This window comes from Candidatus Phytoplasma tritici (assembly GCF_000495255.1).
Classification (GTDB): domain Bacteria; phylum Bacillota_I; class Bacilli_A; order Acholeplasmatales; family Acholeplasmataceae; genus Phytoplasma; species Phytoplasma tritici.
In genome coordinates, this window is the sequence record NZ_AVAO01000003.1 from 96,537 (window position 1) to 121,411 (window position 24,875).

At 24.4% G+C, this 24,875-nt stretch carries 22 protein-coding genes; 15 read left to right on the forward strand and 7 right to left on the reverse strand.

Annotation, left to right across the window (positions count from 1 at the left end):
- Positions 1 to 1,133: 1,133 nt before the first annotated feature.
- Positions 1,134 to 1,358, forward strand: coding sequence for a hypothetical protein (locus tag N747_RS0101765; protein ID WP_024563533.1), 225 nt, complete (start codon positions 1,134 to 1,136; stop codon positions 1,356 to 1,358).
- A gap of 219 nt (positions 1,359 to 1,577) precedes the next feature.
- On the opposite strand, the gene N747_RS0101770 is transcribed toward N747_RS0101765, so the two are convergent.
- The 6 genes from N747_RS0101770 to N747_RS03660 all read right to left on the reverse strand — a co-directional run bounded on the left by N747_RS0101770 (position 1,578) and on the right by N747_RS03660 (position 9,062).
- Positions 1,578 to 2,324: a hypothetical protein gene (locus N747_RS0101770; RefSeq protein WP_024563534.1), complete on the reverse strand. Its 747-nt coding sequence runs from the start codon at positions 2,322 to 2,324 to the stop codon at positions 1,578 to 1,580.
- A gap of 2,744 nt (positions 2,325 to 5,068) precedes the next feature.
- Positions 5,069 to 5,803 (reverse strand): ABC transporter permease subunit, encoded by a 735-nt coding sequence (locus N747_RS0101780; RefSeq protein WP_024563535.1) that lies wholly within the window; start codon positions 5,801 to 5,803, stop codon positions 5,069 to 5,071.
- A gap of 2 nt (positions 5,804 to 5,805) precedes the next feature.
- Positions 5,806 to 6,681, reverse strand: coding sequence for a transporter substrate-binding domain-containing protein (locus N747_RS0101785; protein WP_024563536.1), 876 nt, complete (start codon positions 6,679 to 6,681; stop codon positions 5,806 to 5,808).
- Positions 6,682 to 6,768: 87 nt separating this feature from the next.
- The gene (locus N747_RS0101790) at positions 6,769 to 7,509 is read right to left on the reverse strand and encodes an amino acid ABC transporter ATP-binding protein (RefSeq protein ID WP_024563537.1); all 741 of its coding nucleotides are present in this window, start codon (positions 7,507 to 7,509) and stop codon (positions 6,769 to 6,771) included.
- On the reverse strand, positions 7,502 to 8,203 hold the full coding sequence (locus N747_RS0101795; RefSeq protein WP_024563538.1) for an ABC transporter permease subunit: 702 nt from the start codon (positions 8,201 to 8,203) through the stop codon (positions 7,502 to 7,504). The genes N747_RS0101790 and N747_RS0101795 overlap by 8 nt, the downstream gene beginning before the upstream one ends.
- 271 nt (positions 8,204 to 8,474) lie before the next feature.
- A complete protein-coding gene (locus N747_RS03660) occupies positions 8,475 to 9,062 on the reverse strand; it encodes a hypothetical protein (protein ID WP_024563539.1) in 588 nt (195 codons plus the stop codon).
- Positions 9,063 to 9,425: 363 nt separating this feature from the next.
- On the opposite strand from N747_RS03660, the gene N747_RS0101805 reads away from it, so the two are divergent.
- Both N747_RS0101805 and N747_RS0101810 read left to right on the forward strand, forming a co-directional pair.
- Positions 9,426 to 9,638 (forward strand): hypothetical protein, encoded by a 213-nt coding sequence (locus N747_RS0101805; protein ID WP_024563540.1) that lies wholly within the window; start codon positions 9,426 to 9,428, stop codon positions 9,636 to 9,638.
- A gap of 962 nt (positions 9,639 to 10,600) precedes the next feature.
- Positions 10,601 to 11,011 (forward strand): hypothetical protein, encoded by a 411-nt coding sequence (locus N747_RS0101810; protein WP_024563541.1) that lies wholly within the window; start codon positions 10,601 to 10,603, stop codon positions 11,009 to 11,011.
- Positions 11,012 to 11,156: 145 nt separating this feature from the next.
- Here the strand turns inward: N747_RS0101810 and N747_RS0101815 are convergent, their stop codons facing one another.
- Positions 11,157 to 11,861 carry a DUF2963 domain-containing protein gene (locus N747_RS0101815; RefSeq protein ID WP_024563542.1) on the reverse strand — a complete coding sequence of 235 codons (705 nt, stop codon included), beginning with the start codon at positions 11,859 to 11,861 and terminating at the stop codon, positions 11,157 to 11,159.
- 546 nt (positions 11,862 to 12,407) lie between these two features.
- Between N747_RS0101815 and N747_RS04095 the strand changes: the two genes are divergently transcribed.
- The 12 genes from N747_RS04095 to sufU all read left to right on the forward strand — a co-directional run bounded on the left by N747_RS04095 (position 12,408) and on the right by sufU (position 24,872).
- Entirely contained in the window at positions 12,408 to 12,548 is a 141-nt protein-coding gene (locus N747_RS04095; protein WP_240992305.1) for a hypothetical protein, read from the forward strand.
- Between the two features lie 572 nt (positions 12,549 to 13,120).
- Positions 13,121 to 13,432 (forward strand): hypothetical protein, encoded by a 312-nt coding sequence (locus N747_RS0101830; protein WP_024563543.1) that lies wholly within the window; start codon positions 13,121 to 13,123, stop codon positions 13,430 to 13,432.
- A gap of 501 nt (positions 13,433 to 13,933) precedes the next feature.
- Positions 13,934 to 14,593 carry a M41 family metallopeptidase gene (locus N747_RS0101840; RefSeq protein ID WP_024563545.1) on the forward strand — a complete coding sequence of 220 codons (660 nt, stop codon included), beginning with the start codon at positions 13,934 to 13,936 and terminating at the stop codon, positions 14,591 to 14,593.
- Positions 14,594 to 15,301: 708 nt separating this feature from the next.
- Positions 15,302 to 15,811 carry an NUDIX hydrolase gene (locus N747_RS0101845; RefSeq protein ID WP_024563546.1) on the forward strand — a complete coding sequence of 170 codons (510 nt, stop codon included), beginning with the start codon at positions 15,302 to 15,304 and terminating at the stop codon, positions 15,809 to 15,811.
- A 421-nt stretch (positions 15,812 to 16,232) separates the two neighbouring features.
- A complete protein-coding gene (secA, locus tag N747_RS0101850; RefSeq protein ID WP_024563547.1) occupies positions 16,233 to 18,740 on the forward strand; it encodes a preprotein translocase subunit SecA in 2,508 nt (835 codons plus the stop codon).
- Positions 18,741 to 18,743: 3 nt separating this feature from the next.
- On the forward strand, positions 18,744 to 19,856 hold the full coding sequence (gene prfB / locus N747_RS0101855) for a peptide chain release factor 2 (RefSeq protein ID WP_024563548.1): 1,113 nt from the start codon (positions 18,744 to 18,746) through the stop codon (positions 19,854 to 19,856).
- 436 nt (positions 19,857 to 20,292) lie between these two features.
- On the forward strand, positions 20,293 to 20,556 hold the full coding sequence (gene rpsP / locus N747_RS0101860) for a 30S ribosomal protein S16 (RefSeq protein WP_024563549.1): 264 nt from the start codon (positions 20,293 to 20,295) through the stop codon (positions 20,554 to 20,556).
- Between the two features lie 33 nt (positions 20,557 to 20,589).
- Positions 20,590 to 21,318, forward strand: coding sequence for a tRNA (guanosine(37)-N1)-methyltransferase TrmD (gene trmD / locus N747_RS0101865; RefSeq protein ID WP_024563550.1), 729 nt, complete (start codon positions 20,590 to 20,592; stop codon positions 21,316 to 21,318).
- A gap of 41 nt (positions 21,319 to 21,359) precedes the next feature.
- Positions 21,360 to 21,716 (forward strand): 50S ribosomal protein L19, encoded by a 357-nt coding sequence (gene rplS, locus N747_RS0101870; protein ID WP_024563551.1) that lies wholly within the window; start codon positions 21,360 to 21,362, stop codon positions 21,714 to 21,716.
- A 167-nt stretch (positions 21,717 to 21,883) separates the two neighbouring features.
- Positions 21,884 to 23,125 (forward strand): tyrosine--tRNA ligase, encoded by a 1,242-nt coding sequence (gene tyrS / locus N747_RS0101875; RefSeq protein ID WP_024563552.1) that lies wholly within the window; start codon positions 21,884 to 21,886, stop codon positions 23,123 to 23,125.
- Between the two features lie 76 nt (positions 23,126 to 23,201).
- Positions 23,202 to 24,407, forward strand: coding sequence for an aminotransferase class V-fold PLP-dependent enzyme (locus N747_RS0101880; RefSeq protein WP_024563553.1), 1,206 nt, complete (start codon positions 23,202 to 23,204; stop codon positions 24,405 to 24,407).
- Between the two features lie 21 nt (positions 24,408 to 24,428).
- A complete protein-coding gene (gene sufU / locus N747_RS0101885) occupies positions 24,429 to 24,872 on the forward strand; it encodes a Fe-S cluster assembly sulfur transfer protein SufU (RefSeq protein ID WP_024563554.1) in 444 nt (147 codons plus the stop codon).
- Positions 24,873 to 24,875: the final 3 nt, after the last annotated feature.

Sequence of the window (24,875 nt, forward strand, 5' to 3'; positions counted from 1 at the left end):
TTTATTAGAGTCTTTTTTTATTCTGATTTATATTAAAAGGAGAATCAAAAAAAAATTCAAATAACCAAAATCTAATCAAAGACATTACCAAAATGGTACCAAAAAATCGTAAAAAATACATTAATTGCTTTTGAAATAGGTAGTATTACTAAAACTGGCAATGATCAATTTATAACCTTAGAACAAATTAGTCCATGACATGACAAAATATTTGGAAACACTTTTACAAACAACAAATACAACGAACACGGGAAAAAAACGAACCCTTAGAGCACGTAGTTTATTTGAAAAAGCCACTAAACTAAAATTTTCCGATAACCATCTTTACGGGTGATAAAGTCCAAATGTTTTTAACTTTGCTTGAAAAGAATAGGTGAATAATTGAACAAAGTGCCCCCCCCCTATTTATTAAAAAAAACAAAAAAGGAGATTAAAATGGCGAGAAATTACAGACGTTATTATTCCAGTAAAAAATCTTTTAGAATAAATAAATTAATTTTAGGCATTTTTTTATAATATTGGATTTTATCTACCTTAGGTATTGTTATTCCTTTTATTATTTATTTTGATTAAAAAGGTTATTTGAGTTTAGCTAATAATTAGTATAAGTATAAAAAGAAAAGATTATAATAAAATGACTTTAAGACAATTGTTTAAACGCTTGCTTCCCTTAGTGGGGTATATTTATTTTTGATTTTTTATATAAGTTTGGCATTATTGTCCTTTATTCAACTAAAATTACATGGATGAAATAATGAGTGTTTTTTAAAAAACACTCATTAAAGGATAATATATGAATAAATTAATTCAAGAAAAATTAAAAGTAATTAAATATATAATAAAGGTTCTTTGAATATTGTTGCTGGTGCAGGCCACTGGAAAGACCACAGTTTTAATTGAGTGTATTTAACATTTAATTGATAAATTGGAAATTTTTTTGAATAAATGTTTTTCTTCTTTTAATAATATTAAATATACTATTTCTAAAATTAAAAAGAATATAATTAATCAAAATATTTTAAAAAAGATAATCAATTATTTAATTTTATTTATCATAAATATATTACTTATTTAAAAGATAATAATTTAATTGATTTTGATGATTTGAATAAATATGTGCTTATCAGTTATTAATGGATAATGAAAATATATTAACTGATTTATTAGTACAAGATTTTAATATGTTTAATTTTTATTTAAAAATTAATTATCGTTGTTGTAAAGAAATTATTAAAATATCTAATTTATTAATTTATGATAAATATAAACTTTTTCCTTTTTTAAATAATGATGGTAAAGTTATATATCGTAATTTTTCTAATATTTATATGGAAAATATTTTTTTGTTGCAACAATGAGAAATTTAGTTGTTAATTTTAATTATCAATCGAAACAAAAAAAGACTAAAATATTTAGAATAATATTTTTTTCATTATGTTTTTTATTTGATTAATTTCAAGATTATTTATTTTATTCCGAAAATATGAAGATAGTTTTAATTTTTATAATAATTAGCGTTATTGTTTTTTATTATTTTTTAAAATTTTTTTATAGGGTGTTATAAACATTGTTGAAGTTTAACTATTAATTTTTTTGTTTTTAAATGATGAATTTTTTATTAATATTAATACATAGGATAATATATTTATTATAAGAGTGATTAATAAAAAGTTTATAAATACTCCTGTCCAACCTTTTGGTTCTTTATTGTATAAAAATTTTAATAAACATTTTCCGATATTAGGGTTTATAAAGCTATAAGGATATGAATTGAAATTTCGATCATAAAGTCCTATTATGACAAATATAATAAAATAAAAAAAAGGATGCACAGAAGAAATAAAAAATTTATTTAAGGCAATTGTTTTAGAATTAGAAAATAAAAAAAACATTAAATATAAAAAAGGAATATAAATATGTTCAAAAACATTAATACTTAAATATTTATAGTTTTTATAAATAGTTTTAAAAGTATTAAAATTATCAATCACAATATTATATATTAATCCAGTTAATAAAATATCTATTAATCCTATAAAAACTAAATAAGGAAACCATTTTTTATTTTTAAAACGGGTTAACTTTAATGTAATTATAATAAAAACTAGAAAGTTGCTTTGTTTAGAAAAGCGTGTAATAAAATAAATAAAACTCCATTGTAATCTTTCACTTTCATTATTCATAAAAGCAAAAATATCAGGGGTACCCCGGAATATAAAAAAATATCTTATTAAATATGTTAATAAGATTAACCAAAAAATAAATAATATTTTTTGGTTAAATTTTTCCTTACATTTGCAATTATATTTTTTTTTTATTTGCATTTTTTTATCTCTTTTCATTTTTTTTAATTTAAACTATTAATTCAATTATAATTTATTTTTTTAATTTTGTCTAAATTAATTATTTTTATTTTGATTTATTTTTTAATATTTAATAATTTTTTCTATTTGAGAATTTTCTATTTTTTTATATTTTGATTTTATTTAATAATATCATTTTAATTGTTTTCTATTTTTTTGTAAGTAATTATTAAAAATTTTATTTTTGATAATTTTAAATGATTCTATAATTTCTTTTTAAATTTGTGTTTTTTTGTTTTTTTCACAGATTACAAATTAATTCTTGATTTTCTAGATACAGCAATTATAATATTGCAAAAAATATTAAATAAGATAGTCTAAAAATACAAATTTTATCATATTCTTGAACTTTTTAATCGTTAAAACGATTTTATAGATTATATTCTCATTTAAATTTATTAAAATATTCTTTATTTTACCTTTTTTATTATAATGACTCTAGATGTTTTATTTCTATTTTTATTTATTATTAAAAACAAATTAATTGTTGTGATTATTTAAATTTTTTAAAATTATTTGATAATTTTTTAATTGTTCTTTTTGATTATTAATTTAAATTTTATAAATTTTGTTTTAAGGGCTAAAAGAGTATTTTTTCTAGGATCATTATTTGATAATTTTTGTATTTACTCTTTCTGTATTTATTTTTATAAAGAGATAAAGTTTTGCGTACAGGGTTAAAATGAAGGTGGAAAGAGTTTTCAAAATCATTTTAACCAATTAATGCACCATCTTCATTTTAACGGTTGAAAGGATAGCGGTCTTTGATATAACAAACGAGGTTATATGGTTCAGATTGGGATTGGAGATGATCTTAGATTGTCCCCCCAAAATTCAAAAAACCGATGTTGTCTTTGTTGGCTATCTTTTGTTGATAATAACCGATTCCATTAAGTCTATCAAAGTTGTATTTGGCTTTAATCATCATACCATTCTTCAATGTTTTCGAATTTAGTTTTTTTTAAAATAGGAATTTCTTTTTTTATTATTGGTTAATTTATCCTTATAGGCTTTTTGTTAGTCTTTTATTTGTTCTTTAAGTTTTATTAATTTTATGATGGAATTTTGCGTTTTCTTAGATATATTAATAGGTGTGTTTTCTAAAGGTTTAATGGTTGCTTCAAAGGGTAATAGGTGATAAATTACTAAATAATTTGAAAGTTATTGATTTTTGCTTTGGGAATTAACATTTATAACTAATCTTTATTTTTCACTAATTATACTTATATTATATCTTATTTTTGTTATTTTTGAACGTTAAAAAAAAAAAAAACAACAGCAAAACCCCCTTTAAAAAAGGTATATTAAAATATATTAATTAAAAAAATAAAATTAAAATTCCTTTTTAAAAAATTAGTTAAAACTTTTAAGGATAACGATTATATAAAGGATTAATATAATTATCAAAATGTAAAAATATCATACGCTTATCTAAATTATTAAAATTAAAACATTTATTTAACAATACACATGTCCTTATTATAAGATTTAATATTAAAATGATTTTTAAACAATTTTTTTTGAATAAAAAATAGTTCCATAAAAAAATAATTTACCTTTATTTTTTGATATATTTTAATAAATATTTTTTCTTATTTTTTTCAAAATTAATTGATTATTTATTGTCTTCTCCAAAAAAAGTTTTAAAACAAGAATTATTAAATATTACAATTATTTCTTATTATAAAAAGAAAAATTCCTAAAAACAAGCAAACTACCAACCAAAAAACCAAACTCTATTTGTGGACCCTCAAATATTAGATGAAATGAAAAAGTATAGAATAGAAATAATTAAAAATCGCCCTTCCGAAAAACGATAATAATATAAAATTTACCACTCATTAACCCAAAATAACACCCCTTAAAACACACATTTCACTATCTTCCAAATTATTTTTTATCACAAACGCAAACAAAAAGAATAAATTAAAGAATTAATAAGCAAAATAAACATAGACAATTTAGATACTTTAAAATTATATAAATTAGATTCTCAAAAGCAAGATAAATACAACAACCCCATCAAAACAAATTATAAAAAATGATTAAATGTTATTTATTATCAATTGGAAGATTTTTATAAAACACATTAAAGTATTTTTAAGCAAAAATAAACAAGGATATCGGGTTAAAAAAATACATCTCATGTATAAATATTGATTAAAATTGGTCTTTTTTGGTTTTAATTTATTAATTGTAAAATAATTACTTAGCTTTTTTTCTAAATCTTCATCTATCTTTATTTTAAAATTAAAATTAGTCAATATATCTTTTAAACAAGATTCAAGATCTGATTTTATTATCTGTTAACCCTTTTTTATTTTTTGTTTATTTTGGTTTCAAAAATTATATAAGTTTTTAAAATTTAACTCTTTTGTGTTTATTACAAAACAAATAGATAACGCCAAAAAGATTTTTCGTGGTGGTGAATATAACCACTATTTTTCCATATATTTATAGTCCCTATGCTTTATTTTTATCTTTTGTTTTTTACCCTTGGTGAATATGTTTTTTAAATTAACCATCCCATTATGAGATATTTACCATTTGTTCTTTTAGGAGGTTTGTCCTTTATTAGAAGACATTTTTACCTCCCTTTTATAATTGAACTTTTTATAAATATATCTATATTATTAAATTACACATCCATTATTAATATTATATAAACAAATGGAAAAATAAAATTATGTTTTTTTTACATTTGTTTATTTCATATCACTTATTTTTTCTATTTTTTTTAATAATAAAGAAACTAATAACACCAAAACTAAATAAGCAAAGACAGAAATTAACAAAGCAATTATTCCCCCTGTTATACTATTGCTTCTTTTGTGTACTGTTTGTGCTACTTCAAAAAGTTCATTCATCCCAATAACTCCAAAAACACAACTATCTTTGATATTAATGATAAATTCATTAGAAATTCTTAATAAAGATTTACGGACAACTTGGGGACACACAACCTTTTTAAAGGTTTGTGTTTGTGTCATTCCCAAAGCTAATGCTGCCTCAATTTGTCCATAATCAAAAAACTCCATATTTTTAATCATAATTTCAGCAAGATAAGCAGCTGAGTTAAAAGTAATTACAAATAAACCAGAATGAAGTGGAGTTAACCATCTAAAATAACCAGTTCCTTTGAGTCCGAAATGAAAAAAAACTGCTTGTAGCATCATAGGAACGCTTTTAATTACAAAAATATAGCTATTGATGATGTAATCAAGCATTTTGATATAATATCTTTTAGTAATATTTGTCCTTACACGCTTATTATTTTGAATAATTCCTTTAAGATGCAACAAACATAAAGACACCATAAAAGCTCCTATGGTGCCAAAAAAAGCAATTTTCATGGTGTTTTTAAAACCTTCAAAATAAAATACATGCCAATCTTTTAATATTTGGTATAATAAGTTTAAATAAGAGTTGTTATTAGACATTATCAGCTTTGATTTATTGCAACTTCAACAGCTTTTTGCTTTAATTTTTGGGTTGTGATGTTATCTGTTGTAAATTGTAATTGTTCTAATGCTTCGTCAACTTTATTTTTAAGTTTGTCATTTCCTTTTTTAATTCCTATACGCGATTGGAAACTTTCTTGAGTTTGGTCTCTTAAATCTGTATTGATTTTTGCCATCAATTCCGTGTTAATTATTTGTTTTTCCATTGCTAAAGTTGGATTTTTTGCTAAAAAAACATCTGCAATATTTGATTCTACAATAAATCCGTCAATTTCATTAGCTTGTAATGCCAACTTTATTGTTCCTAAATCTGAATATTCTTGAGTTTGAGTGGTTATTCCTTCTATTGTTTTTTGATATGTAGATTCACCTTGATAACCGATTTTTTTACTTTGTAAGCTTGAAAGATTATCAGCTTGTGAACCTTGTTTTAAAACAATTTTAACTGTTCCAAAAGCATAAGGTTTTGAAAAATCAATTTCTTTATCTCTTTCAGGAGTTTTGTTTAAGCCTGCAATAACTAAATCTATGTCATTGGAATTTAAAGCAGAAATCAAACTATTAAAACTTATTTTTTTGATTACTAGTTTTTTATCTAACTTTTCTGCTAATTTTTTAGCGATAAAAACATTATAACCACAAGCATATCCACTTTGTCCATCAATGGGATGAGTTTGGTCTTTGTTTGCTTCATTTTGTGTTGGAGTAACATATTCTAAAGGTGAGTATTCAAGTTCCATGCCTATTACTAAAACATTATTTTTATTATTTTTCCACCATAAAATTCCTCCTATTATCCCTAAAATTAAAAAAACACAAAAAACTAAACTAATAATCATTTTTTTATTTAGTTTCATTTTATTACCTCTTTTTTTATATTATATTATAAAATTATTTTTTTAAAAACGGTTTTTTAATTATTTTTTTGCACTAAAATTCTAAAATTATTTATTAAAAGAAGCATCTTTAAGAAAAGTTTTTAATTTATCACTTTGAGGGTTATTAAGGATTTGTTGTGGGGTTCCTTCTTCCAAAATTATTCCATCTGTCATAAAAACAATTCTATCAGAAATTTTTTGAGCAAATGCAATTTCATGAGTTACTAAAATAATAGTTATTTTTTCATGAGTTAAATTAGTCATAATATCAAGTACTTCTTTAGTTAATTGTGGGTCCAAAGAAGCGGTAGGTTCATCAAATAAAATTATTTCTGGATTCATACATAAGGCTCTTGCAATTGCAACCCGTTGTTTTTGCCCCCCTGAAAGTGTTTGAATACTTTGAGATGCTACATCTAAAAGCCCTACTTTTTGTAGTTTTTCACGTGCTATTGTTTGTGCTTCTTCTTTGCTTTTTTGAAATACTTCTGTTAGTGCCAAAGTGCAATTATTCAAGACATTTTTGTGGGCAAATAAATTGAAATGTTGGAAAACCATGCCAATTTTTTTTCTTAAATTGTACACATTATATTTTGGATTTAAGATATTTGTTCCTTTAAATAAAATAGTGCCAAAATCAGGTTCTTCCAATAAATTAAGACATCTTAAAAGAGAAGATTTGCCAGCTCCTGAAGGCCCTATTAAAGTAATAATTTCGTTTTGTTTTATTTTTAAATTAATTTCTTTTAAAACAACTTTATTGTCATATTGTTTTTGGAGATTTGTAATTTCTATTATATTATGCATTTTTATTACCTAATTTGGTTTCTAATTTTTTTAAAAAATAAGAAGAGATGAAAATTAAAATTATATATATTAAAGATGCGTTGATATAAGGAGTTACATAGTCATAACTTTTTTTGGCTAATTTTTGACTGAAAGTAAAAATATCTACAACTGTAATTACATAAAAAACACAAATATCTTTTATATTTAGAATAAATTCATTGATAATTCGTAGTAAAGATTGATGAACTACTTGAGGACATATAACGCGTTTAAAAGTTTGTTTACGAGTCATTCCTAAAGCTAGGGATGCCTCAATTTGACCAGGGTCAAAAAAAGACATATTTTTAATCATAAATTCTGCTAACATAGCACAAGAATTAAAAATAAGGATAAATAGTGCGGCTTGAAAAGGAGTTAACCAAGAACAAAAACCTGCTATTTTGGTTCCCCAATACAAAAGCATTGCTTGTAACATCATAGGAACACTTTTAACAAAAAATATATAAAAATATAATAAAATATCTATTGTTTTGTAAAAACATCTCTCATAAAAACTTATCCGTTTCTTTTTTCTGATTCCTTTAATATAAAGGAGCCATAAAGATAACAAAAAAGCCCCTAATGTTCCTAAAAAAGCAAGGCTTATAGTATTGACGAATGCATTCCAATATGAGTTTATATTACTTATAAATAAAGTATAGCAGTTTTTCATAGGATCGTTCCACAGTTTCTTCCTTTTTTTTGAAATGGTTAATTTAATAGTTATTTTAAAATTTATTAATTTTTTTAAAAGAAAAAATATTTCATTTAAATTTTTAATGTCTTTATTATAACACATTATTTGTTTGATAATAGCGTTTTTTTAAATAATTATTGTTTTTGATAATTTTTTGAAGTGGAAGAATAATTGATAAAATAAAAACCACTTACGATAATGCCGTAAGTGGTTGTTTTCAATAATTTAATTTATAATTTTAATATTTTTATGATTCTTGGTACCAAAGTTCCTTAATTGTACTTATTATTGCATCTGGATAAAAACTTTTCATTTCAGATAATAAAAATTTGCAACTTTGATCTATATTTTGGGATAATGATGAATAAGCTTGTGCAAAAACAATGTTTAATTGAACTTTTAAAGCATCTTTAAAACTATCATTATCAAATGTTTCTTTTTTGAAATGATCAACTTCTACGTCTTCCCAACAATCAACACCTAAAATATTATCACAAAGGCAGTCCATAAATGCATTAATATATTTTTTACTGTCTGGATTTGCATTTTTTAAAGATAATTTCAAATCATAAATAATTTTAGAAGTAGCTAAATTAGTTTTAGTTGTGAAAGAATTTGTTATATTTTGTAAAATATTTAAAGGTTCTTGTATATCTCTTAATTTTTGTTCTTGTAGTTGTGATGATTCAGATACAGGAGTTGTTTTTTCTTTTAGATCTTTTTTGTCATCTGCAAAAGCACTTGGAATAAATGCTGATAAGAAATATGAAATAAACACAAATGTAATTACTATCAAGAAAATTAAATAATTGTTTTTAACTATTTTTTTTAACAATTATAAAACCTCCTAATTAAAATATACAAACTTAAAGTAACTATCATCCTGTAATATTATTATATCATAATTTAAATGTTTTGTATCTAAAAAACCGTTTTAAAAGTATCTGAATTAATTATTTTTTTAATTTAAGTAATTTTAATTGATATTTAGTTTATTAAAATGGAATAAAATGCAGTTTAACTTTAATTTATGTTATAATTATAATGAGAATAAATACATTTTTTGATTATTATATAAAGATAAATTTAAAAATTTATTTATTTTCTATTTTGTATTTGCCTTTTTAATTTTTAAAATTTTATTTCAATGTTAAGTTGTAAATAAAATCATATAAAGAAAGCAGGTGATATATAAATTGTGGTAAAACTAAAAAAAAATAAAGCAAAACTGTTAATATTTGCTGGATTTTGGGCTATTTTACTATTTTTAAATCACAATTATTTAGTTTTTGCTGACCAAGATGATGATATTGAAAACATGATAACTCTAATTGAAACCAAAGAGAATCAAACAGAAGAAATAAAAACACAATGTCAAGATTTATTGCAAAAGGGCGAGAAAGATGCCTAATTTCTTAGTAAATTAACCACTTACAACTGCAATTAGTAATGCAGTACAACATATTTTTGGTTTATTTTGCGAAAGCAAGATAGATTATAGCAGAAAATAAAAGCAAAAAAGCAAGAAACTGTTTATTGTTTGGATTTGCGAGTTGAAAATAGTCATGGAAAAGCTTTGCAATAAGCCTAAGAGAAAAAAACGGGCAGTAGCTATAAGGCAAAACAGTTGATATCTTATATTTTAGGGCATTTTATATATTTTTTGCGTATATAAAATTTACTAACACTTATTGATTTAAGTGGTAAGCAAAAAATTGCTAAACCTAAAACCTACCATCTACCACATAAATTTTTTATTTTTGCATATCAATTGTGGTTATCTCTCCTAAAACTATTAAGGTAAGAAATTAGAGTAACTTCTATCTTCCTAAAAGTCATTTGATAAAAGTATAAAAACATCTAAAATAAACTTTAGTGTTTTAGGCTCAAGGAAAAAGCAGAATCGTATTAGTCGTAAGAAATTCAAAGCTTAGCTGGAATGCAAAAGTGGACTGACTTACCAAGGAATTTGGGAAAACCAAATACAAGGCGAAAGAAGAAATATATTTTATATAAACGCTGTATGCTTGGAAACTTGCTTGTACGGTGTTGTGCGAGGCTCAAAAAAACCTAATTATTAATCAATAATTAAGGCGTTTTGTTTCTATCGCGATAATTACAGAAATCGAAACTGAAATTAATCAATTAGTAGTTAATGAACAAATAAAAATTAAAGAATGTTTAAACGATCCCATTTTTGAAAATATTTTAGAAACAATTAAAGAAGATAAAAACAAAGCATCACCAAAAGCAATTGGTTATTTACAACAAATATATGAATTAGTAAAAAAAATAAATACAGATATAATTAGTATTTTAGTAGCTGTAGAAACATTAAAAAATGAAACAGAAACATTAAAATTTAACGAAACAATGTTAAAATACAATATAATTGTAGATAAATTCAATAATTTTGAAACGTATAAAAGTCAATTTGTTGACTTTTTGAGTGAAATATTATCTGATAGCCCTCATGCAAAAATTTTAAAAGAATTGCCTATTTTAGAAGAAAAAATGCAATTAGGGTTAGATCGATTTGGAGGAAGTATAAAATTAAAAGAAAGACAAAATAATATGGATGAAATAATAGCCAATTTTACTTATTTAAAAGATCAAAATTCTCAAACTCCTTCAGGTGGTTATAGTTCTTCCACCGATACTTCTCAAAATAATAATTCTAACGCAACCAATAGTTTTTTATTTTTTTTCTTTGTAATATTTATTTTATTATTTGTTTTTTTGATATTGTATTTTATTTTTCAAAATTTTGCAAACACAAAATAACAACTAGATTTTTTTAAAATTATAAATATTATTTTTATTAAAATCAAAACAAAATTTTCAAAAACTAAATATTTACAACAATATAAAGACCAACTTCAAAGTTGGTCTTTTTTTATTTTTGGTTTTTGCAAGGGTCAAAACTAGTTTAGTATTTTGTAACAATATAATGGATTGTTTCTGAAATTTCTTCTTTTTCGTTGTATTTATCTATGTAATCAATGTCAACGCCGTTTTTTAGATAATAAGTATGAGAAATTTTTTTTCCAGTTTGAAGGCTATATTTGGCTTCGTTGTCTATTTTGTTATTGTCTTGGTAATAAATTATTTTTTTTATTTTTTGAGTATTATGATCAAGATATATGACACAAAATAAAGTTCCTTGTTGTGTAAAGTGTTTTATTTGGAGGCATTTTTTAGTTTGGGGGTGATATTTTTCAATGAAATTAATAGTTTTTTGATCGGGGTAAAAAGTAGTTTTTTTGATTAAATTGTTTGTTATTGAATCGTATATATTTATTATTTGGGTATTTTCATTTGATTTTATAAAAATTAAATTATTTTTATTATTATTTGGAGTTAATTTATTTTGATTAACTATTTTATTATTATTTGCTTTATTTTCTGGGATAATGGGATTTAGCAGTTTTGTTAATTCTTTTTTTTGATTAAATATTTTATCTTTTTGTTCTTTATTATATAAAATAAAACCACTTAAAAATATTATAATAACTATTAAAATAAGGCAAAATATGTGAGTTAATTGCCATTTATTCTTTTTTTGTTTGTATTTATGTTCTTTGGTTGTTTTTGTGTCTTTTTGTTCTTTTGTTTCTTTTTTTACGAATTTCATAAAATTACTTTTCTTTTTTTGTGTTATTTTTCCCCAAACTCATTTATGCTACAACTTATTTATAAAATTATAAATTATAAAATTATAAATTATAAAATTATAAATTATAAAATTATAAATTATAAAATTGCTAAATTTTAAAATCAAAAGCACAAATCATAGATCACAAATAAGTAACCTTATTATACAACATATATTGTTATTTGCATCAATATTTTTAAAATTACTCAATATTTTAATATTTTAACAATTTTTATTTGTAAATTGATTGAAAAAATACAAATATTTAAGATAAATAAGCATATTTGTTGTTTTTTTGATGTTAAATTATATTTAATTAACAATTTTTTTCTTATTTTTCTTATTTGTTAAAAATTAGATATTAAAAATATCATTTGTAATTGTATATTTATAAGTAATTTTACAATTATAATTAATATTTCCAAATTGTTAAGTTATTAATACTTAATATAATTTTTTGATCTTTTATCAGGAAGAAAATTAGAAAACTTAATTAATAATGCTGCTAATAAAACAGGTTTTCATATGAATTCCGAAATTTTAATTTTTGATTTAGAAGAAGCCTTTATCGAATATTTTGGTAATAAACAAGAATATTTAACTAATAATAATTTAATCCAAAAAGCTAAAGAGTCATATGAAAAAAAGAGGCATATGAAAAGATAGATGAAGATTTACAAAATTAATAAATAAATAATCATTCAGGAACATGAGGACAATTCATTTCTGAAAGTGTGCAATAACAAAAATAATTTATTAAAACAAATTATTGTTTTTAAAATCAATTATTATGGTATAATATTTATAATTTATACTTTAACATAACTTGAAGAAAATATTAAAATGATGTTAATTTGATATAGATAATTAACCTCATTGCCAAAAAAACTATTATTAAAAATACTAATTATATTATCTTTTATAAGTATTTATTTTTTCCTTTTTCTTTTGCATTAATATTTTTAAAAATAAGTATTAGTTGTTATGTCTTTGCCGATGAAGTTTCAAATTATTTAAATCCTTCAAGTCTTCCAAATCCTCAAAACCAACCAACTCCACGAAATTTAGAACAACTTCCTCAAAGACAACTTCCAAACCCTAACCCAAACGAATCCTCCCAACCAAACACAAATCAACCAAAAGAACAACAAGAATTGCCATATGAACCACCACAATAAAATGAAATTTTTAAAAGAAATAAATAAATCCAAAAACAACAAGCCAAACAAAGGAGAAACTTGGGAGAAAAAGAAACTAGACAACAATACGAAAAATTATATGATTATTTTTATGATAAAGATACTTTTACCAAATATTTGAACCAAACACAAACACAAACCAAACCAAATCCTATTTTTGAAAAAAATTTATATCTTAGTGGAGCTAATCAAGCATCTAATTTAGAAAGTTTCTTAAATCAATATTTTAATTATCTTATTGCAGTTTTAATAACTAAATATGTTTTGGAAGAATACAATATCCAAAAAGTAAATTCCAAACCTCAAGATCCAACTTACCAAACAGAAAAAGATATTTTACAATTAAAATAATCAAAATAAAGAATCAATAACCCAAAATCAAAGAAAACAACAAGATATGGAACGTTTGTGATTACAGCATAACAAAAAATTAGTTCAACAAAAACGACAAGCCAAACAAAACGAAATAATAAATTCAATACAACAAACAAAAGAAACAAAAGAAACATTTACAGAACCTTTTTTAGAACTCAAAGGACAAGAATTTCCTCCAGTTTTCAATAATACTGAATTATATACTAATCTAGAACACACTTTAGCATCTTATGAAAGAAGGTCATCTAAACGAACTAAACAATCAACTATAGAAAGACTAAAACAAAGTTTAAAAAGAAATAATTCAAACATATGAAACTAAATTATTAAATTTATTGTGAACAATTTATTTTGAATCACTTCAAGCACATGATAAAATTTCTAATTGGGTTAATAATTTTGTTTAAAATGTTGAACACACAGAATAAACCAGAAAACAAATAAATTATTTGTGGAATTTGAGGATAGATTATCGTTATGAACAAAACTAATGATTATCAAAAATTAGATAATAATTTTTCAAATCAATTAATCCATATTTTGCTTTGGGGCTTAATTGGCATTAATGTTTTATTTATAACTGTTATTTATCTTGGTAATCACACCAAAATTAAAAACTTTTTGAAATATGATCCATGGGATTATTTTTTAAAAGAAAAACAATTAGAAGAAGAAATAACAAGTTATCATGAAGCAGGACATACTCTTATAGCTCTTTTATATCCTGAAAATTTTCAAGTTCCTTATGTTACAATTAAACCTACTCAAAGAACTTTGGGACATACTTCTTGCAAAGTTTTAAAATCTGATCCCAAAATAGAAACACTCCTTAATTTTGGAGGAACTGCTGCTGAAAATATTTTAGCAAAAAACCATCAAATGAAACGTTTACAAGTAGGAAAAGGATCTGGTTCTGACCATAATAGTGCTAAACATAACTTAAATAAATTTTCTCCTTATCCTCAAAAAGATTTTAATACCTTTTTACAAAAAACAGAACATTTATTACAAAATAATAAAAATGTCTTAGATGAAATAGCGCGTAAATTATTAATTAAAAAAACTTTATCTCAAAAAGATTTAGATGAAATTACTAAAAAATATTCTTTAAAAAAGGTTACAATATACAATAAATAAGATTTATAATTTTATAATAATAAAATGTTTGAAATAATAAAATGTTTGAAATAATAAAAAGCCCTTTTGTTGAAGGGATTTCTTTTTTGAGTTATTATATAATATTTTCGCATTTTTTACAACTAATATAAAAGTAAATATCTTTATAAATAATCAAGTATTTTTAGTGGCTAAAATTATCAAATTAATAAAAATTGCCTTTTTCAAATTACAAAAAACAACAATAAAAATAAAAAAAGTTAGCAAAAAATAACATAATATTAAAAAAAATGCTAAAATAAAATAGTAAGTATATTTTTTTTTATTTTTGTCATCTTTTATTTTGGTTTTTAAAGCTCCATTTCATTAAGCTTTTAATTTAAAAGTTTGCTTTAAAAATAAAAAAATTAAAGCCATAAATTGAGCTATTAAACAAATACAAAAATAAAAGTTATCCTAAAAAATATTGGGAGGAAAAATATTAGCGAAAAATTAGCCATTAATTAAACAACTATTTATAATAAATCAAATAATAATTGTAAATATTTTACAAAAAATTTATTATTTGCACTTTCATTTATCTGCTATCTATGCTATCTACACTTTTTAATAATTTTACCAAAAATATTTATTCTTTAATTCAAAAATAACTTTTTGACAATATTAAAATAAAAAAACTAAAATTAAAAAAATAAATTAAAAAAGAAAGAATGGAAAAAGGTTTTTTAAATGAGCAACTATATTAACAAATTGCGCCAAAAAATTGGAAAAGACCCTTTATTTTCTCCTGGGGCTTCCGTTATTGTTTATGAAAATAATAAATATTTATTGCAATTCCGCAAAGATTTTAATGTTTGGGGACTTCATGGTGGAGCAATGGAATTAGGAGAAAGTGGAGTTGATGTTTGCGTAAGAGAACTAGAAGAAGAAACAGGCCTTAAAGCTTTAGAAATTCACCCCTTTCGTACCTATTGTGGAAAACATTTTGTTATCAATTATCCTAACGGAGATGTTGTCTATCCAGTTGTTATGGCTTTTTTAGTAACCAAAACACAAGGAAAATTAATCCCACAAGATGATGAAGTTGCTGAACTAAAATGGTTTGATGAGGCCTCTTTGCCGATGGATGCTATGATGGAAATTGACAAAACTTTTTTAAAAGATTTTTTACAACACAAAAACCAAAACCAACCTCAAACATACAAAACCAAATTTTGTCAGGCAAAATGTCTTTGCTAAGAAAAAAAATAAAACACATTCCAAATTATTTAAAAATTATCTAGGTCGCATTTATTGTTCAAATTTGTAAAGCAATTTTTAAAATCATAAAATAAATTTTTTAACTAAAAAAACTATCTAATGGCGGTAGTCTTTTTTTCATTTTCCCCTTGCACACTTTTTGCTTTTTCAAACACTATCACCAAATCCACAAATAAAGCCACAAACAGCAAAAATAATTAAATGATGTTCAAAAACTACTAAATATATGTTAAAATTAAATAATAATTGGATTATAAATAAGGGTTTTTGCTACCCAAAATATCACCCCCAATTATTTTCATTTTTTAATATTGAATCAAAGTAATAATTATGAAATACGAATTAACAATCCAAAAATTACAAATTCAAAAACTAAAAAATATAAAGGATTAAAACGATTATGTTAATGTTTTTAAAAAAAATATTTAATTCTTCCAAAAAAGCTTTAAGAAAAGCTAGAACCATAGCTAATAAAGTACAAAATTTAGAAGCCAAAATGGCTTTATTAGATGAAAAAGATTTTGCTATAAAAACCGCAGAATTAAAAAAACTCTTTCAAGAAGTAAAAACCCTTAACCAACTTCTCCCCGAAGCCTATGCTCTTGCCAAAGAAGCTACCAAAAGAGTAACGGGACTTACTCCTTATTACGTTCAAATTTTGGGCGCTGTAATTTTGCACCAAGGAAACATTGCCGAGATGAAAACTGGGGAAGGAAAAACCCTTACTGCCATTATGCCTGCTTATCTTAATGCTTTAAGTGGCAACCCCGTTCACATTGTTACAGTCAATGAATACCTAGCTAAAAGAGAATTTGAAGGTAGTATCGGTGATGTTTTTCGCTTTTTGGGAATGACGGTAGGACTTAATACCAAAGACAAAAACCACGCACAAAAACAAAAAGCCTATTTATGTGATATTCTCTACACTACTAACAGTGAATTAGGGTTTGATTATTTAAGAGACAACATGGAAATTGAAGCTTCTAATTTGGTAATGAAACGCCCTTACAGCTACGCTATTGTTGATGAAGTAGACTCTATTTTAATTGATGAGGCAAGAACGCCATTAATTATTTCCCAAAGTGTCAAAGAAACTAAAAATTTATACAAAGAAGCACAACGTTTTGTTCGCACCCTTAAAAACAGCCATTATCTTATTGAATTAGAAACTAAAACAATTGAACTTACCGAAGAAGGAATTAACAAAGCTGAAAACTTTTTCCAAATTGATAATTTATACAACATAGAACATGCCTCTTTACTCCACCACGTCAAAAATGCTCTTAAAGCAGCTTTTACGATGCACAAAGACAAAGATTACTTAGTTGATTACAAAGATGGTCAAGTTCTAATTATTGATCAATTTACTGGACGTGTTTTGCCAGGACGACAATTTAGCGACGGTCTTCACCAAGCATTAGAAGCCAAAGAAGGAGTATTAATTAAAGAAGAAACTTCCATTGGAGCTACTATTACTTATCAAAATTTTTTCCGTCTTTATCACAAATTGTCAGGAATGACAGGAACTGCCAAAACTGAAGAAGATGAATTTAGAGATATTTATAACATGGAAGTTATCGAAATTCCTACTAATGTTCCTATGGTAAGAATTGATGAACCCGATTTTATTTTTGTTTCTTTAAAAGAGAAATACGATGCTTTAATTGAAGAAATAACTTCTCGTCATAAAAAAGGACAACCTATTTTAATTGGTACAACTACAGTAGAAGTTTCTGAAATTATTTCTAAAAAATTAAAAAAACATTCAATTAAACATGAAATTCTAAATGCCAAAAATCACTCTAAAGAAGCAGAAATCATTGCTAAGGCAGGACTTAAAAACGCAGTTACTATTGCTACTAATATGGCAGGACGTGGAACTGATATTCGTTTAGGCGAAGGTGTTAAAGAATTAGGCGGACTTGCTGTTTTAGGTACTGAAAGACACGAATCACGAAGAATTGACAATCAATTAAGAGGACGTGCTGGACGTCAAGGAGACCCTGGTTATTCACGCTTTTTTATTTCTAGCGAAGACGAACTTGCCCAAAGATTTGGTGGAACTAGAATAGAAAAAATTATTTCTTTGCTTCAAAAAATAAGCGATTCTGAAACCAAAACTTCATCTAAAATAGTGACTAAATTTTTTACCAAAATACAAAAAAAAGTAGAATCTTCTAATTTTGACTATCGTAAATATCTATTAAAATATGATGATATTTTACGTATTCAAAGAGAAATTATTTATAACCAAAGAAAAGAAATTCTATTTAGCGATAAAGTAGAACAAATCGTTCAAGATTTAATGAAAAAGACCCTTAATAAAGCTATTTTTCCATATTTTAACAACAAACCTAAACAATGTCAAACTCAAACTTTAATTACTTTTTTAGAAAATAAATTTTTCCCTAAACAAACCTTTGATTTAGAAGAAGTACAAGAATTATGCAACAACCCTAAAACAAACTCTCTTGATTCTTTTCAACAGCATTTATTGCAAAAAGTAAAAGCTACTTTACAATCCCAAAAAGATTTTTTTGAAAAAGACCCTGAAAAAGCTCAATATTTTGAAAAAGGTCTTAAATGGATTATGTTAAAAATAATTGATAATTACTACCAACACCACATCAATGATATGAGTTCTTTAAGACAAGGAATTGGATTTGTAAGTTATGGACAACAAGATTCTTTCATTGAATATCAAAAAGAAGGACAAGTTTTATTCAATAACATGATTGCAAAAATTGCAAACGACATTACTTCTACCATTTTAAAGTTTTCTTTCGCAGATAGTTTTCAAATACCTCCCAAACAAAAAGTTTTTTTAAACAATGATTCAATCGATGATGAATCTTATAAAAAAAGAAAAACTAGAAAAGTAAGAACTTCTAAAAAACCTTGGAATTAATTTGTGGAAAAATACGAAATTAATCAAATTTTACAAAAATTGAACCAAAACCTTCAAGATTTTAAACAAGCCTTTAATTTAAAAAAAACTAATCAAATAATTGAGAAATTAAATTGCGCCATGCAAAAAGAAGATTTTTGGCAAGACCCCCAAAAAGCTGTCACAATAAGCCAACAATTCAATGACTTGCAAGACAAAAAAACTACTTTAGAAACTTTAGAACAAAATTATTTAGATCTAGAAACTTTATTTAACTTAAATGAAATCCCAAATGAAACTTCTGCTTTATTAGAAGAAGAACTAAAAAACCTTACTAAATCTTTTTTTGATTTCAAAATTAAAATTTTTTTGAATCAACCTTATGATATTAATAACGCTATTTTGTTATTTCATCCAGGAGCAGGAGGTACTGAATCACAAGATTGGTGCGAAATGCTTTTCCGTATGTATCAAAAATACGCTCAAAAAAAGAATTTTAAAACCGAAATTCTTGATTATCAACTAGGTGAAGGAGCAGGAATCAAATCAGCTACTTTATTAATTAAAGGAACTTATGCTTATGGTTATCTAAAAGCGGAAAAAGGAGTTCATCGTTTGGTAAGAATTTCTCCTTTTGATGCTAATTCCAAAAGACATACTTCTTTTGTAGCTTGCGATGTTTTACCAGAAATTAACGAAGAAATCAAAATTAATTTAAAAACAGAAGATCTTAAAATCGATGTTTTTAGAAGTAGTGGTGCAGGCGGACAACACGTAAATACTACGGATTCAGCAGTAAGAATAACTCATTTGCCAACAGGATTAGTAGTGGGTTGTCAAAATGAACGTAGTCAGATCAAAAACAAAGAAAAAGCTTTGCAAATGCTAAAAACTAAATTATTTCAATTAGCATCAAAACAACAAAAAGAAGAAAATGCTAAAAAATTTCAAAGCGAACAAAAAGAAAATGGTTGGGGTTCTCAAATTAGAAGCTATGTTTTTCACCCTTATAAAATGGTTAAAGATCACCGCACTAATCAAGAAATTTTTCAATTAGAACAAGTAATGGATGGAAACATCGATGAATTTATTAATGGATATTTAACCAAAATACCTATTAGTTCTCCTCATGAATAAAAAATAAAAATACAAAGTTAATTGAAGTTTTTTAATCAATAACCCAATATAAAAAAATAATTATAGGAAAAGCCAGGATAAAAAGACATTCCAAAGAATAATAATTCCACAAAGGTCTTGTTTTGGGTTTTCTTTTTGTCTTGTCTTAGAATGATTTTAATATTTTATTTTTTGAAAACAACAAAGAACACTATTTTCATTAAAAACGCTCCCTTTATTATTTAATTGTTATTGATTTTTAAACATTTTTTAATTTACTGAAATATCTTTCGTTTTAATTAAAATCTCCAAAAGATTTTTTTAATAATTCATCAAAAAACATTTTTTCCATCTTTTTTATCAAAAATACTTGACAATTCAGTTATTTTATGTAATAATGTTTAGGATGAACTTTTTAATTTACGATTAATAAAAAAATAGAAAGTGGGTTTTTATTATGGCAATAAAAATGCGTTTACAACGTTTCGGAGTGCATAAAAGACCTTTTTACAGAGTAGTTGCAAGTGAATCTAAAAATGCTAGAGATGGTAAATTTTTAGAAATTTTAGGAACTTATGACACTATTTTAGATATTGTTGAATTAGACCACAACAAATTACAAAAATGGTTATCAAATGGCGCTCAACCAACCAAAACAGTCAAAAAAGTATTTAAAAAAAGTAAATTTGTTGCAAAAACTAAAATTAAAGTTGAAAAATAATTTTTTTCTCAAAATGTTTAAAAACTAAATTTTATGATTATTGAAATTATAACTATTTTTCCTCTTTTTTTTAAAAGTTTTTGCGAAAATTCCATTATTAAAAGAGCTTTAGAACAAAAAAAAGTTCAAATAAAGCTTCATGATTTAAGAATTTATAGTTCAAATAAACATAATCAATTAGATGATAGTGTTTATGGAGGAGGAGTTGGAATGTTGCTTTCTTTCCCTCCTTTTTTTGATTGTCTGCAAAAAATAAAAACTCCTCAAAGTAAAGTTATTTTATTATCTCCTCAAGGACAAATTTTTAATCAAATACATGCCACTAATTTTGCCCAAAAAGAAACTCATTTAATTATTTTATGCGGTAATTATGAAGGAGTTGATGCAAGAATATTGCAATATATTGATTCAGAAATTTCCATAGGTGATTATGTTTTGACAGGAGGAGAAATCGCTGCTATTGTTTTAGTTGATGCAATTACAAGACTGATTCCAGGAGTTATAAAAGAACAATCTTATCTTGAAGATTCCCATCAACAAGGTTTGCTTAAATATCCTCAATACACCCGCCCTAAAAATTATTTGAATCACGAAGTGCCTGCTATTTTGTTATCTGGAAACCATGCTAAAATAAGATGTTGGCGCCAAAAAGAAAGTTTAAAAACAACTTTGCAAAAAAGACCTGATCTTTTGGAAAATAAAAAATTAACTTTAGAACAAACCAAACTTTTAACAGAAATTAAACAAGAATTACAAAAATAATACAAAAATTATTTGTTTGAATTCAACAAAGGAGCAAAATTATGTCTCAATTAAAAGGACAAAATTTAATAGAATCAGTTAATCAACATCAACTTAAAGATGTCCCTTTTTTCAAACCTGGAGATACAGTTAAAGTGTTTATCAAAATTGATGAAGGAAACCGTAAAAGGGTTCAAATTTTTGAAGGTTTAGTTATTAAACGTCAAGGAAGATTAGTTACAGAAACTTTTACTGTAAGAAAAATATTTGCTGGTGTAGGAATTGAATTAACTTTCCCAGTACATTCCCCTAATAACGAAAAAATAGAAGTAGTTCGTCGTGGTATCGTTCGTCGCGCCAAATTGCATTATGTTCGCAACCTTTCTTCTAAAGCTTCTCGCATTAAAGAAAAAAAATAAAATGTATTTTTTTTAACAAAAAACTTTTAATAAATATTTTTTAAATATATTTTTCAACCCCTTTTTTTTGATAAACAAAATTTAGAAAATTATTAAAAACAACCCTATTTTAATGATTTTTCTCAAAACTCAGAAAATTATTTCTAAAAATAAAATAGGAGCCCAAAATGTCTTTTTATGAAGAATTAAAATGGCGTAATTTAATTAAAGATTGTAGCAACGAAACACAAGTTAAAGAATTATTAGACAAAAACCAAGTTAAGTTTTACTGTGGGTTTGATCCTACTTCTAATTCTTTAACAGTGGGTCATTTAGTTCAAATAACAATGATTTTATTAATGCAAAGACAAGGGCATCTACCTGTTATTTTAGTTGGTGGGGCTACAGGTTTAATAGGAGACCCCAAAGAAACCGAAGAAAGAAAATTATTATCTTTAGAAAATTCATTACAAAATGCTAAAAGTATTGAATCTCAACTCAAAAACATATTGTTAAACAAACAAGTAGAATTTGTTAATAATTATCAATGGCTTTCTCAAATAGATATCATTTCTTTTCTCAGAAACTACGGAAAACTTTTTAACATTAACTATATGCTTTCCAAACACGCAGTAGCAAAAAGACTTGCTTCTGGTATCTCTTTTACTGAATTTTCTTATATGATTTTGCAATCTTTAGATTTTCATCATTTATACAAAAATAATAAAGTTAGATTACAATTAGGTGGTTCTGATCAATGGGGAAATATCACAAGCGGACTAGAACTCATTAGAAAATTAGAAAAAAAATCCGATGCCCTAGGAATTAGTACTACTCTTTTGTTAAATTCAGATGGTACTAAATTTGGCAAAAGTGAAAAAGGGGTTTTATGGGTAAATCCTTCAATGACTTCACCTTACGAAATTTATCAATATTTTTTAAATGTTTCTGATAAAGAAGTAATCAATTATTTAAAAATGCTTACTTTAATCCCCAAGCAAGAAATTTTGGAATTAGAAAAAAAAACCTTGGAAAATCCCCAACAAAGATCAGCTCAAAAAGCTCTCACCCAAAGCATTATTACTTTAATTCATTCCTCAGATATTTTGCAAGAATGTATAAAAACTAACCAAATTTTATTTTCTAATGCTAAAAAACAATCTTTCCAGAAAAAAGATTTTATTTTATTACAAAAAACTTTGTTTTGTCATTTCATAAAAGAAGATATTTTATTAGTTGATGCTTTAGTTCAAACAAAACTGGCAACTTCTAAAAGCGAAGCTCGTGAATTTATCAAAGACAACACAATTAAATTATTTAATCAAAAAATAAAATCCCTTGATTTTGTAATAACAAAAGGAAACACTTTATTTGGTAAATATGTCCTTTTGAAAAAAGGAAAAAAAAATAACACTTTAATAGTCTTTTAATTATTAACAATTTTTTATTTATTTTATTAATTCATTTATGAAAAAATATGTTTTAACAAATTAAGAGGTTTACAAAATGCAAAATAATCCTTTTCGCTGTCTTTTTCCAATTTTCAAAACTAACCCTAAGCTTGTTTACTTTGATAATGCTGCTACTTCTTTAAAACCTCAAAAAGTGATAGATGAATTGACTAGATTTTATAATACAAACGGACTTAATACCAAATCTTTTGGAGTTTTGTCTCATCAAAACACTTTACTAATGAACGAAACAAGAATTAAAACAGCTAATTTTATTAATTCTAAACCAGAAGAAATTATTTTTACCAAAGGAACTACTGATTCTTTAAATATATTAGCTCAAAGCTTAGGAGAAACCCTTCAAGAAGGTGATGAAATTATTACATCAGAATTGGAACATAATTCTTCTGTACTTCCTTGGGTTAAACAAGCTAAATTAAAAAAAGCAAAATTAATTTTTGTTCCCCTAAACGAACAAAATCAAATAACTGTAGAAAATTTTGCTAAGGTTTTAACAAACAAAACTAAAATAGTTGTTTTAACTCATGTTTCTAATTTACTAGGGTACGAAACTCCCATTAAAAAAATAACAACTTTAGCTCACCAAAAAAACGTTTTAGTTATTTTAGATGCTGCCCAATCATCAAGTCACCTACCCATAGACGTTAAATTTTTAGATGTAGATTTTTTAGCATTTTCATCACACAAATTATACGGCCCTTTTGGAATAGGAATTTTGTTTGGTAAAAATCATTTATTAGAACAATTGCAACCTCCTTCATTTGGAGGAACTTCAATTAAAGAATTTTCTTTAAAACATTTTTTACTCAATGAAGGTCCTAATAAATTTGAATCAGGAACTCCTAATATTTCAGGAATTCTTGCTTTCAAAAAAGCTTTGGAATTTGTGGAAGAAATTGGTTTTGAAAACATCCAAAAACATGAAAAAAAGATTTATCAAAATATAATAAAAGAATTAAAGCAAATTCCTAATATTACAATTTACAATAACCAAATTTTTTCTAATATCATTACTTTTAACTTTAATCAAATTCATGCCCACGATGCAGAAGTTTTTTTAGCTCAGGAAAATATTTATGTAAGAACTGGTAGATGTTGTGCTTTTTTAGCTACTCAAAAATTAAAACAAACAAGTATAATTAGAGTTTCTATAGGTATCCATAACAACCAAGAAGACATTGATATTTTAATTAAAAACTTAAAAAAAACGCAAACTTTCTTCTCCAAATTTAATAAATAACTCCAAACTAAAGGCATTAAAATGTTAGAAATAAATAAATTATATCGTGATTTAATCATTAAACATTATCAAGAACCTCAAAATTGGGGACTTTCTCAAGACCCTGATTTTATAAACATAACTAATAAAAATGTTTCTTGTGGTGATTCTATTTCATTACAAATCAAAATCTCAAATCCAAAATTAATAGATATTAAATATGAAACTCAAGCTTGTGCTATTTGTCTTGCTTCAGCAAGTTTGATGTCTATACATCTTAAAAATATAGAAATTTCAAAAATATTAGAAAAAATAAACCATTTTTTAGCTATGATTAATAATCAAATATATGATGAAACTCAAATTGATAAAGAATTACTATTATTTAAACATTTTATTAATTTTCCTGGAAGAGTTGTTTGTATAAGTCTTCCTTGGAAAGCTTTACAACAAGTAATTAAAGCACACAATAAAAAAAGTTATTAAATA